Genomic DNA, 12,718 nt, shown 5'->3' on the forward strand with positions numbered 1-12,718 from the left:
GCTTCTGATTTTTTGGCTCCCCCGTGTTTTCGGAGGGAAGGCTCCAACGAAGCAATATAAAGGTTCCTGTCCACCTTTTTCTGTCTTAACCCAAATGGGACTATTTATGAAAAAGCGTAATGCCTACGTCATCTTGGGCTTTCTAGCACTCTTCATTGCCTATGTAATTATCAGAGTAATGCAAGAAAGCCAGCAAGAAGCATTCGTTGCGAATGCCAAGAGTCAGCTTAAGTATATTTCGTTAGGATTCTTCAACTACAAACATTTGAAAGGCAAATCGCTATTTAACGATGCTGTTGACAACAACATGAGCTGGAGGGTTTTATTATCAGAGACATTCCGAGACGAATTAATGTATGGCGATTATAATGATATCCTCAGTGAACCGACTCCTGATTATCTTCGAGACCCGCGGATGCCTGTCCTTTTAAGGGGATTTTCTGACAATGATTCATCTACATTAACAAGCTTCAGGGCAATCCAACTCAGAGAAGGCTACAAAGATATCCAACTCAGAGAAGGCTACAAAGATATTGATGGTAAAGTGAGCCATTGGATTGTTGCTTTCTTACCAATGGACCGAGACCACTGGACATCAAAAGAAACCGTTTCTGAGGATGACTTTAAAAAAATGCTCTCAAAACAAAATGTGTTAAAGACTCCCGTTTATATCGTTACTGAATCAGAAATAGTCATGGAGGCTGAGCAGTTTATGACTAAGCTCGGCTCACTGAAATAGTATAACTTGATTCAATAGACCCCAAATGTAGCGAAGTGTATGAGTACCGGAACAGAAAAAGGTGGTCAGGAACCTTAAAATGACAATTCAAGGAAAATTGCGCGAAAATTCTTTGTTTATGGGACGATCAAAACGCGCCGCTCAGGCGGGATCTATTTATCATGTGCTCAATCGGGCGAATGCCCGAATGTCGATTTTTGAGCAGAAAAAGGTTCCTGACAAATTTTTCTGTTTGATGTTGATCTGGTGATCATCAAGAAATAGAGCAAATCAAGGCTGAAGTCGTATGATCCATTATTGGGGAAATGTCGTTGAAGGTTTGCTGTGGATCGTGATTGCGGGAATCATCTGCTTTCGCTCCCGCGCGTTGGCCGACCAGAAACAGAAGCTGATCGCTAAGCGCGCGATGATTGCTTTCTTCTGTTTCGGCATTTCGGATTTCATCGAAGTCTATACTGGAGCATGGTATCGACCCATTGGCTTACTCTTACTGAAGGCTGCGTGCATGCTGACCCTGGCTCATTGCCTGTTCAAGCACTACGCACTGAAAAGAGAGAATCAAGAATCCGGCCCGGTAGATGGAGAAGAAAGCTTGTAAGCTTTCGGTTCGATTCAGATTAACGGGCTTTGATTTGGCTTTAGCTGTCGTTGGCGGGAAACCAAAATTGGCTGGGAAGAGAATAAGGGGTCAGCTTATCAGCCTCGCGGCGCAATGTTCATCTCACAGGTTGAGAGTCCTTCAGGTATAACCGGTGACGGAAGGGCGTTCTGTGCAGAACTCTGTCACACTGCCGGAAGTTTCGCTTGATTGCCTCTTCCCTGATTTTTCAAGTTATCGCCGCTGGCTGATTATTGGCATCTGCGGATTTTTGCCAGAGGCATGGCCGGGTCAAGAGGAAACGAATTTTATGTTGTGCCGAAGTGGGATGAACTGGGGGCCGTATGCAGGCAATAAATGTCTGGCGTGGAGCGGATGTGTGTCGATATGTGTCGAATCGTGTCGAAAAGTGAGGTGCGGGTGAGCATTGCTTTGGGAAATCGCTCTGAAACCAGTCACTTTTATAGTGAACCTCACGCAGTGGTTCAAAATCTTCAATTGAATTTGTACTCCACTCGCGCGCGACACTAATCGAAGATCATCTGGAACGGCGCGTGAGCGTCAAGGGGAATTTGATCAGCAGGAGAGACCCGAGCTGGGTACGTAAAAAAAATGTGTGAGCGATATTACCATAAACCAATACCAGTTGGCCGCTGGTACAACTGACAGATCAGGCCGGCGGTTCAGGTTGCCCTACCCCTTCTGATTGAATTCAGAATTTGATATATTGATCAGGATTCCAGCCCTCGTAAGAAAGGGGCGAGCCTGCCCTCCGAAGGTCAATTATTCGATCAGAGCATTGCCGGGCTACGGGATGCGAAAACAAAGCAGAATACACTAAAGGGAAATACACAATGCTACGCTTCATCCAATGTGCAGGCTACGTGCTGATCGTCTGCGTCGCTTGTGCGAACGGTCCTCTTCGAGCCGAAGTCAGGCTGCCGTCGATCTTCTCTGATAACATGATGCTGCAGCAAGGCAAGCCAGTACCGGTCCACGGAACAGCGACCCCAGCGGAAAAGATTACCGTCGAGATCTGCGGACAAAGTCTGGCAACGACGGCGGATGCAGCAGGCAACTGGCAGGTCACTCTCGAACCATTAGACAGGCTGTCCACACCTACGACCATGCGGGTCACCGGTACGAAGGTCATTACGATCAGCAACGTTCTGGTCGGGGACGTCTGGCTTGCCTCCGGGCAGTCGAACATGGAAATGCGAGTCAGCGATGTCAACAACGCCGCTGAAGAAATCAAGTCTGCCGACTATCCTGAAATTCGCTTCTTCATGGTGAAACGCGACATGGCTTCCGCGCCGCGTAAAGACCCGGCCGGGCAATGGCTGGTCTGCGCGCCGGAGACAGTGAAAACTTTCTCCGCGGTCGCTTACTTCTTTGCCCGGGAGATCCATACCTCTTATGGCATCCCGACAGGTGTGATCAACAGTGCTGTCGGTGCCAGTTCCTGTGAAGCCTGGACACCGGCTGATGTTCTGGCCGCCGACAAATCCTTACCTTCCCCATCAACCATTCCGCCGGAAGAATACCCGGACTGGAAAACTTATCTGGCTCTGCGGAAACAGATCTACGATTCCGCAGCCCACAAAGATCCCGGTATCAAACCCGTATGTCTCACCTGGGCAACGCCGGAATATGACGCGTCCGGCTGGAAAGACATTACGGTTCCCGGCAACTTCGAAGCGCAGGGCATGAACATCGACGGCGCAGTCTGGTTTCGCACCGAAGTTGAGCTGCCTGCTATGTGGGCCGGTAAGGACACCCAGCTCTATCTGGGCCTGATCACGCAAAACAGCTTGGCGTTCGTCAACGGAACGGAAATCGCTCGAACAGAAAACAACGGGCGGCAGTATGTTTTCCGGACGCATCAAGTCCCGGGGAAACTGTTGAAAGCCGGGCGGAATGTCATTGCCGTACGTATCTTCAATGAAATTGATCAGGGCGGTTTCTATCCCAGCTACCCGGCGCCTCTGAAAATTTATCAGGACGGGGCTGGGGAGGTCATACTCCCGAAAATCTGGAAATGCAAAGTGGAACTCAGTCTGGAACCCGCGCAGATGTCCCGCCGACTTCCCTTCGGCTACAAGGTGCCATCCGCTCTCTACAATGCCATGATTGCACCGTATACTCAGTTTCCGATACGCGGTTTTCTCTGGTACCAGGGAGAATCCAATGCCGGACAAGCGAATCAGCATACGCTTCTCTTTCCCGCAATGATTACGTCGTGGCGCCGGCTCTGGGGCGATGAAACTCTCCCCTTCTACTTCGTGCAACTGGCCAGCTACCAGAAACGTGCGAAAGAGCCCAGTGACGGCGGCTGGGCATTGATACGGGAATCACAGACGAAGACGCTGGCTCTGCCCCACACAGGTATGGCCATCGCCATCGACATCGGCGATGCCACCAACGTCCATCCGAAGAATAAGCAGGACGTAGGCAAACGCCTTGCATTGTGGGCGAAACGTGACTGCTACGGAGACGCCGACACAGTCGTGTCCGGTCCCCTGTTCTCTTCAGCTGCTGTGGAAGGGAACCAAATGCGGATCAAGTTCACGCACATCGGTGACGGCTTGAAAACAAAGGGCGAAAATTTAAAAGGATTCGCGATTGCCGGTCCTGACAAGGTTTTCCGCTGGGCTGATGCGAAGATCGACGGGGACAGTGTTCTCGTCTGGAACGAGAACATTTCAAAACCAGCGTTTGTCCGTTACGCATGGGCTGACAATCCAGAATGTACTCTCTACAACGCAGCCGGGTTGCCGGCTGTTCCGTTCCGAACGGATCAGTGAAAACGCCCATCGATCGAATGCAACAAGACCGCTTGATGATTCCCCGGTGTGCAGGACGTTTTCGGTGGAGTGACGGTCTGAAAACACGATATACTGCACTGCGGTGCCGTCCGATATAACTTTAGAGTCTTCAATATGTACAACCATTGAGATTTTCATGAATCATAAACTACAACTCGTTGTCATTACGATTGTTTCCTGGCTGCTTACGTCGCCACTTGTCGCAGAAGTCGCGCGATTTGAAATCACGGCACGCGAACCATTTGCCTCCGGTCAGACATTTGGAGAGGTCGGCGAGTACGAACGAATTGTGGGACGCGTCTATTTTGAACTCGATCCGGACTTGCCTCAGAATCAAAGTGTCATCGACCTGAAGCTGGCGCCGCGCAACGAACGCGGGCGCGTTAAACTTTCCGCCGATCTGATTATCCTGGCACCAAAGGACCTGAGTCGAGGCAATGGTGCTCTGCTTTACGGAGTCAACAATCGTGGCAACCTGAATGCCCTGCGACTGTTAAACTACGCTTCGGGCAGTAACGATCCAAACGAAAAGAAACATGCAGGTGACGGGTTTCTGATGCGGCATGGATTTACCGTCGTCTGGAGCGGTTGGGACGGCGAACTGTTACCGGGCAACAGGCTGCAACTTTATCCGCCGCCGATCACTGAGAAAATTACCGGCAAAGTACGCTGCGAAATCGTGCCGACGTCGGATACGACGCGCACGGTGGTGAATTGGGCGAATCATGGTTCTTATCGACCGACGGCAGAGGGGTTGAAGACGGCGACGCTGACTCACCGTTTGCTGGCCGGTCATCCCCGCGTTCCGATTCCCCGCTCGGAGTGGAAGCTACACGTCTCCGATGTGGAGAGCGATTCACCTTCTCAGTTGCCGAAGGTGGAACTGGAGTATCCGCAGGGGCTCAAGAAGTTGCACATCTACGAACTGATCTATGAAGCACAGGATCCCGTGGTCATGGGAACCGGATTTACTTCGGTGCGTGACCTGGTGTCTGCGCTGAAATATGGGACAGGGAAAGACAATCCATTGCTGGTTGATGGAAAGTCGCTGATAAAACGGGCCCATTCCATCGGCGTGTCGCAGAGCGGACGGTTTCTACGCGAGATGATCTACTGGGGCTTCAACGCGGACGAAGAGGGACGGAAAGTCTTCGACGGGATCATTCCCCACGTCTCCGGTTCCGGCATGGGTTCGTTCAACCATCGCTTCGCCCAGCCGACGCGGCATGCCGGACAGCATGATCATCATGATTATCCGCCCGATCGTTTTCCCTTCACTTACGGCACACAGACAGATCCCTTGTCTGGATTGACTGAGGGAATTCTTGATCGCTCGGTGGCCAGTGGCACCGCGCCGCTGGTGATGCACACTCAATCGTCATCGGAGTACTGGAATCGCAGCGGTTCGCTTTCTCATACTGACCCCTTCGGCAATACCGACGTGGAGATTCCCGACAATGTGCGTCTCTACATCTTCGGTGGGACGCAGCATGGTCCGAGCCGTTTCACGACTAAAATCGGCGATGGTCAAACAGCGCCTAACCCAGCTGATTACAAACCATTTTTGCGCGCGTTACTGCTGTCGCTCGATCGCTGGGCGGAGAACGGGACCGAGCCACCGCCAAGTGTCTATCCGAAGATCAGCGATGGCACGCTTGTCAGCTGGACTCAAAACGCAACCGGGTTTCCGCAGATCCCCGGCATCCAGTATCCAGGAGTGATTCAACAACCGTCCTTCCTTGATTTCGGCCCGCGCTGGCAATCTCAGCGGATCGTGGATCATCAACCACCAATCCCGCGCGGCGATTACAGGGTGCTCGTTCCACGTTCGGGACCGGATGGCAATGACCTTGGCTGTCTTTCTGCTCCTGAGGTCGCGGTTCCGGTCGCCAGTTACACGAGTTGGCGTTTGCATAGTGCGGACGGCCCTGCCGCGAACCAGCTCTACAGTTTATCAGGTTCGTATATTCCCTTTCCGATCACCAAAGCAGATCGCGAAAAAACAGGCGATCCAAGACAGTCGGTCGAAGAACGTTACGGTACATTGGAGAATTACCTCAGTCAGCTTGCAGCGCAATGCCGCGAATATGAAAAGGCCGGTTACCTGCTGAATGAAGACACGAAACGGATTATTCAAACGCAACGTGAGCGGGTTACTCCCCTGTTCGCTCAGTTCAATTCGAAGCCGTGACCAGGCTGCCTGAGCGTGGCAACTGAAATTTGGCGGCCGAGCTTGAAAATTGTTGTTGTCGCCTGTTTTGAATCACTCGAACTTGATGACGGGAATGTTACCTTCCTTCTCATGCAGGGATTGCTTCAGTTCTGACTTCCCCGCAGATGCAGATTATGTAACGGGTATTTTCTTTCTGTTCCGACACATTCAGACGTTTAATCTGGTCGCTTTGAAAACAGCCTGATCAACAACGTCATTTGTCGTAAGCGTTTATTCCCAAACAGGATAGCACAACTGAATCTGGGTGGTGGGGCGTGTCAAAACACAGATAATTCCAGATATTATGCAGATTATCTTGAAAACGCGACCTGAAATTTTCATCGAGTGTACGATTACTTATAGAACAGAAACATGAGTGTCGCCATGCCTGGAATGATCGTTGAAATAATTCATGGAACAGAAAAAACAAGAACGACTGTTTACAACATTACTGACAGCTCATCGCCGTCCACTGTATGCTTTTATTTACTCACTGCTGGCAGACCACGCTGACGCTGAAGATGTTTACCAGCGTTGCAGCATGATTCTGTGGGACAAGTTTGAGCAGTACGACTCTGACTCTGATTTCCTGCCGTGGGCGATGGGAATCGCGTTTTACGAAGTGAAAAACTTTCTACGTGTGACATCACGTGATCGGCATCGTTTCTCAGAGCAGCTTATCGAACAGCTTTTCGATCGTATGTCTGCAGATAAAAACGACCATAATACGCAGATGCTGTCGCTGGAGAAATGTTTGAAATCGCTGCGTCAAAAAGATTTGTGGGTGATACAGCAGGTTTACTGGGAACGGCGGAAGTGCTCGGCCGTCGCAGAAGAAATTGGGATGAAAATTAACGCGTTATATGACCGGGTCAGCAGAATCCGCAGCCAGATTAAGGATTGTGTGCGACGGCGTGTAGCGGAGGTGGAACATGTCTGATACAAATCAGAAAAATGAAGAAGAATTTGAACGACTCTTAAGTCGAATGGCCGATGGTCCGCTTGATAAAGCCGAGGTGGAAACGTTGGAGTCATTGCTCCTGGATCAGCCAGAGCGTCAAGCTCTGTACCTGGAAAACATGTGGCTTGATTCGTCACTGATAGAACTTGGGGGCGTCAGCAAAAGTGCTCCCGAACTCAACTTTGCTCGCCCACGACAAAAATACTCTCTTCCATTCAGCGTATTGGCACTGACAGCGTGCGCTATGATCTGCCTGGTTGCGGCGGTCCTCTTTGTGTTGCCTGTCCTTGAACAACGAAAGCAATTTGCGGAAAAGGAAACTGCAGAGGAAAATCAGCCATCAAAAACGGTAGAATCAACGACCGCACGAAATACACAGCAAGAAGTATTATCCGAAGCACGCTTTATCGCCGGGCATCATACAGTGTTCCGTGGTTCCATTTCTCCCATGTTGATTGGCAGTCGCTTACGTTTCTCAGAGTATTACATGCTGCAAGAGGGCTTGATCAAGATTCTTTTTCCTTCAGGCGCCGAAGTGATTCTCAGTGCTCCGGCACAGTTTCAAGTCGTTAAAAACGATGAACTGATCGTTAACCTCGGCAAGTGCTCTGTGTATGCGCCAGAGGGGGCCGAAGGATTTGAGGTGACAACGCCAACCAGTGAAGTGGTCGATTTGGGAACTCGTTTTTCCGTGGTGGTTGCTGAAGACGGATCATCGAATGTCGCTGTCGTGGAGGGAGAGGCGGAAGTCACTCCTCTGAGCAATTCCCACAAACGAACACTGTTAAAAGGTGATTCTGCCTATGTTGGCACAGATCTGGCTTTAGTGGAGGGAGCCAATCATTCGCAAGGTGATGCTTATGTGGCTACGATCCCGGATCGTCTGATTACCTACGAATCAAGTCTGGACGATCAGGGGCGGGCGATCGCGCTTTCGTCTTTGTCTGTCCAACGTGGGGGAGTGAGCCGTACCTATCACAGCGGCGATTTCATTTTACCAAGTGTGAATCATTTTCAGTCTGCTGCGACTGTTTTTGGTGTCGTGCCGGCTGATTCTCCCCCCGAGGAATACAATCAGTTTGGTCCGATGAATCTGTTATTTGCTTCGGGATTCATCAATCCCGGTGGTCAGCAGGACTTGCATGCGGGAGATTTTGTGTTAGGCAAGGATGGTACGCCTGGCATGAATATTGTCTTTGACCAGCCAATTATTAATTCACCCGGTCCCGACATGATCATCTTTGATGCGCAGTCAATCGCACATTCACTTGAAGGAGATGCATTCCATTTGTATCCACAAACGGATTACTCGGATGCACTACCAGTCACGATCAGAAAATATGACATTAATGGGTATTCTGCAGACGCACAATTTATGACCGGATGTCGATTGACTCACTTGAGTTCGGCTTTTGCAGACAATGGTACTCCTCTTCCAAAATTTGGGCGGTCTCAGCTTGTCAATAAAGTGCCCTCGCGCCTGTTTGCCATCGGAGTTGATCTGGATGACATGCAGATTCCGCCCGGAGCATCGATCACCGGACTCTTTCTTCAGGATGCGCAGGACGACAAAGACTATATTGACCCGGTTGTTATCATCGGTCTCCCACCTGTTAAATAATACGCTAGATTTCAAAACTCATGCTCAACACTTTTAAAAACATTGTGTGCAGACTGGTTCTATTCCTGTTGATGTTATCATCGGCGAATGCTGCTGGAGTGTCACCGGAAGAAATGCAGTTCTTTGAAAAGGAAGTGCGTCCGCTCCTTTCGGAACACTGCTGGTCCTGTCATGGTGAGAAGGAACAGAAAGGGGCCCTGCGGCTCGACACGCGCGGCCACACCCTGCTGGGCGGAGAGTCTGGTAAATCGATCATTCCCGGAAAACCAGACGAAAGCCTGCTCATCGAGGCGATTCGTTATGAATCGTATGAAATGCCGCCTGCTGGAAAACTGAAGGCAGAACAGATCAAGGTGCTCGAAAAATGGGTTTCCCTGGGTGCCCCCTGGCCAGGTGCGGATGATACGGTTCCCGTTCGTAAAGATCATGGCCCCCGGTTCACAGACAAGGATCGCCGCTGGTGGGCCATTCAACCCTTGCAGGATGTTACAGTGCCGAAACCTGCTGCCGGTGACTGGTGCCGGAATGAAATCGACCGGTTCCTCCTTTCAAAGTCAGAACAGCAGGGATTGACTCCTGCGCCTGAAGCGAGCCGGGCATCATTAATCCGTCGGGTCTATTTTGATCTGCACGGCTTACCTCCCACGCCGGAAGAAGTGCAGGAATTCCTCAATGATCAGAGTCCCGATGCTTATGAGCGGCTCGTTGACCGATTGCTGGACAGCCCCCGCTACGGAGAACGCTGGGCACGACACTGGCTTGATGTTGTGAGATTTGCAGATTCAGACGGCTATCGCGCGGACGGTTATCGTCCGGAAGCGTGGCGTTATCGGGATTACGTAATCCGCTCACTTAATGAAGATAAGCCTTACAACCAGTTTGTTCAAGAACAACTGGCGGGAGACGAACTCTTTCCTGATAATGTCGACGCACTCATTGCAACAGGTTTCCTGACGCACGGAATATATGAATGGAACAGCCGTGATGTTGCCGGTCAATGGAACATCATGTTAAACGAATTAACCGACACGGTGGGGGATGTGTTTCTGGGTGTGGGTATGCAATGTGCCCGCTGTCATGATCATAAGTTCGATCCTATTCTGCAAAAAGACTATTTCCAGTTACGCGCGTTCTTCGAACAGATCCTGATTCCGTCCAATCAGGTGGCTGCCACGCCGCAGCAGCTTGAAAAACATCGTCTCGAAATGGCTGCCTGGGAGCAGGCGACGGCAGAAATTCGTAAGGAAATCACCGCGATTGAAGCCCCTTATCGGGAGAACGCGAAAGCCGTTACTATGTCTTTCCCTCCCAACATCCAGGCGATGATTGCAAAACCAGTGGAGGAACGGTCTCCGCGCGAGCAACAGCTGGTAACGCTTGGATGGCGACAGGTGGAGCACAATTACAAGGATCTCGACAGAAAACTGAAACCCGATGATAAGGAAAAGGTGCTGGCACTGAGACGCAAGCTGTCCACGTTCGATAAATTGAAGCCTGCGCCGTTACCGGTTGCCCAGCAGGTAAGGGATGTTGGCCCGGTCGCCCCCAAAACTACCATTCCCAAGAAGCGTACGGAGTGCGAGCCCGGTTTCCTGACAATTTTTGATCAGCCTGCCGCCGATTATTATGGCCCGAAACGTACGGATACAACCGGTCGCAGAACTGCCCTGGCCCGATGGATCACACAGGAAAGCAATCCGTTGTCGACACGTGTGATCGTCAATCGTATCTGGCAGTATCATTTCGGCAAAGGGCTGGCGCCGCACAGCAGCGATTTCGGTCGTCTGGGAGGGCCGCCTGCCCATCCTGAGCTGCTCGACTGGCTGACGCGCCGGTTTCTTGACGATGACTGGCGGTTTAAGAGTCTGCATCGGTTGATTGTCACCTCAGCAACCTATCGCCAGTCAACTCAGCATCCACAGGAACAGGCGATGCTCGCCATTGATCCGGAGAATAAATATTACTGGTGTGCCGATACACGCCGGCTCGACGCGGAACAGATTCGTGATTCCATACTCGCAGTGACCGGACAACTGAATCTTCAGGCGGGGGGTCCCGGAGTGGCTGCCAGCGTGCCAAGACGGTCCATGTATTTACGCATGATGCGGAACAGCAGCGATCCGTTATTGGAAGTGTTTGACTTGCCGCGGTTTTTTACCAGCGTGCCTGCACGCGATACGACGACCTCTCCCGTTCAATCGCTGCAGTTGTTCAACAGCCAGCAAATGCTGCGGTTTGCCGATCAATTGACGAAAAGAGCCTATGACGAATCCACGGGGGATTTGGACGAAGCGCAGGAAGACGCGGCTCTGCACCGCGCATGGGAAATCGTGTTCGGCAGACCCGTTACGAAAGCGGAATTGTCAGTGGCAAAAGAGTTTCTCAATCGTCAGTCGATACTGCTGTCTGAGCAGGAAACGACGGTGAACCTGCAGCAGCAGGAAACCGCGACGATGCCTTACCGCACCGGGCAGTCCGTTGTTTTTCGTGCGGATAAGCCATCTCCCTTTTATGTCGCGAATGACAAAGGGTTGAACACGGAGAACAGCACGATTGAAGTCTTCTTCCAGATACAGTCCGTGTATGAGTCCGGCGCTGTGCGTACGCTCGTTTCCAAGTGGAGTGGCGCCGTTTCTGAGCCGGGTTGGCTGCTCGGCGTCACGGGACGCGGTTCTCGCCGTAAGCCGCAAACACTGGTGTTTCGCTCATTTGGCCGGAACAGCGAAGGAAAAGTCGGGGACGCGATCATTTTTTCCGACCAGCATATTGAATTCAACACACCCTATTATGCCGCGGTCAGTTTTCATGTCTCAGATGAGCATGCGGGGACGATCGACTTTTATCTGAAAGACCTTTCGAACGATGACGAGCAGTTAAGTCGGATTACAAAAACACATCAGGTTACCCAGGTTTCGGAAAATGATTTACCCATCGCATTCGGTCAGATGGTTCGCAATCGCCAAAGTTTCTTTGATGGTCTGATTGACGATGTCCGGCTCTCATCGCAGGCGCTGGATGTGCAGTCGCTGCTCTTCACACAGGAATCCGTTTTGAAGAATACTCTGGGATACTGGAAATTCGATCCTGTGCCGGGCATGTTTCAGGACAGTTCGTCCAGGCAGCACCACATCACTCAGAGTGACCGGATGAGTTCGGCTGGTAATCCTCGCCGTGAGGCGTTTGTCGATCTTTGTCACATCCTGCTGAACTCAAATGAATTTTTCTACGTCCATTAAGGCACTTACATGTTCTCAAAGCCACACATTCAAGTACCACACAACCGCCGCGAATTTCTGGAAACGAGCGGAATGGGCTTTGGTAGCCTTGCGCTGGCGGGGCTGCTCTCCCAGGCAGAGGCTGCGGATGCTCCCAGCCAGTTCCGTTCTCAGACCGGACGGAAGCCGCATCATCGACCGCGGGCGAAGAATGTTATCTTTCTCTTCATGGAAGGAGGTCCCAGCCACATCGATCTGTTTGATCCCAAGCCATTATTAAACAAGCTGGCGGGCCAATCGCTTCCTGATAGTTTCGGAGATATCCTTACCGCGGCAGGGGAATCTCGATCACCTCTGCTGGTGTCAAAACGGAAATGGAAACAACATGGCGAAGCGGGCACATGGGTTTCTGACTGGCTTCCCGAAATCGCGACCTGCGTCGACGACATTGCCGTGATACGCTCCTGCTGGGCGGACGGTTTGAACCACTCCTCAAGCGTCTGTCAGATGAATACCTGCTCGCTGATCGGCGGTCGTCCCTCGTTGG

The 12,718-nt window shown here is 51.3% G+C and carries 9 protein-coding genes; all 9 read left to right on the plus strand.

Going from position 1 to position 12,718, the window contains the following annotated elements:
* The coding region (locus tag Q0294_RS07360; RefSeq protein ID WP_299462647.1) for a hypothetical protein at positions 1 to 739 on the plus strand (739 nt) is incomplete at its 5' end.
* Positions 740 to 818: 79 nt separating this feature from the next.
* Complete coding sequence (locus Q0294_RS07365) at positions 819 to 989, plus strand: hypothetical protein (protein ID WP_299462650.1); 171 nt, start codon at positions 819 to 821, stop codon at positions 987 to 989.
* A 36-nt stretch (positions 990 to 1,025) separates the two neighbouring features.
* Positions 1,026 to 1,337, plus strand: a complete 312-nt coding sequence (locus Q0294_RS07370; protein WP_299462653.1) for a hypothetical protein — start codon at positions 1,026 to 1,028, stop codon at positions 1,335 to 1,337.
* 854 nt (positions 1,338 to 2,191) lie between these two features.
* Positions 2,192 to 4,141, plus strand: a complete 1,950-nt coding sequence (locus Q0294_RS07375) for a sialate O-acetylesterase (RefSeq protein ID WP_299462656.1) — start codon at positions 2,192 to 2,194, stop codon at positions 4,139 to 4,141.
* A 157-nt stretch (positions 4,142 to 4,298) separates the two neighbouring features.
* Entirely contained in the window at positions 4,299 to 6,353 is a 2,055-nt protein-coding gene (locus Q0294_RS07380) for an alpha/beta hydrolase domain-containing protein (RefSeq protein WP_299462659.1), read from the plus strand.
* A gap of 433 nt (positions 6,354 to 6,786) precedes the next feature.
* Positions 6,787 to 7,314: a sigma-70 family RNA polymerase sigma factor gene (locus tag Q0294_RS07385; protein ID WP_299462662.1), complete on the plus strand. Its 528-nt coding sequence runs from the start codon at positions 6,787 to 6,789 to the stop codon at positions 7,312 to 7,314.
* Positions 7,307 to 8,956 (plus strand): FecR family protein, encoded by a 1,650-nt coding sequence (locus Q0294_RS07390; RefSeq protein ID WP_299462665.1) that lies wholly within the window; start codon positions 7,307 to 7,309, stop codon positions 8,954 to 8,956. The genes Q0294_RS07385 and Q0294_RS07390 overlap by 8 nt, the downstream gene beginning before the upstream one ends.
* 113 nt (positions 8,957 to 9,069) lie before the next feature.
* Positions 9,070 to 12,192, plus strand: a complete 3,123-nt coding sequence (locus Q0294_RS07395; protein WP_299462668.1) for a DUF1549 domain-containing protein — start codon at positions 9,070 to 9,072, stop codon at positions 12,190 to 12,192.
* Between the two features lie 9 nt (positions 12,193 to 12,201).
* A partial coding sequence (locus tag Q0294_RS07400) for a DUF1501 domain-containing protein (RefSeq protein WP_299462672.1) occupies positions 12,202 to 12,718 on the plus strand: 517 nt, incomplete at its 3' end.

Source organism: uncultured Gimesia sp. (genome assembly GCF_937919775.1).
Lineage (GTDB): Bacteria > Planctomycetota > Planctomycetia > Planctomycetales > Planctomycetaceae > Gimesia.

Bases quoted from the DNA above. Each gene is read 5' to 3' on its own strand.
- Q0294_RS07375 (WP_299462656.1), top strand. From the start codon at position 2,192: ATGCTACGCTTCATCCAATGTGCAGGCTACGTGCTGATCGTCTGCGTC.
- Q0294_RS07365 (WP_299462650.1), top strand. From the start codon at position 819: ATGACAATTCAAGGAAAATTGCGCGAAAATTCTTTGTTTATGGGACGA.
- Q0294_RS07380 (WP_299462659.1), top strand. From the start codon at position 4,299: ATGAATCATAAACTACAACTCGTTGTCATTACGATTGTTTCCTGGCTG.
- Q0294_RS07385 (WP_299462662.1), top strand. From the start codon at position 6,787: ATGGAACAGAAAAAACAAGAACGACTGTTTACAACATTACTGACAGCT.
- Q0294_RS07370 (WP_299462653.1), top strand. From the start codon at position 1,026: ATGATCCATTATTGGGGAAATGTCGTTGAAGGTTTGCTGTGGATCGTG.
- Q0294_RS07390 (WP_299462665.1), top strand. From the start codon at position 7,307: ATGTCTGATACAAATCAGAAAAATGAAGAAGAATTTGAACGACTCTTA.
- Q0294_RS07395 (WP_299462668.1), top strand. From the start codon at position 9,070: ATGCAGTTCTTTGAAAAGGAAGTGCGTCCGCTCCTTTCGGAACACTGC.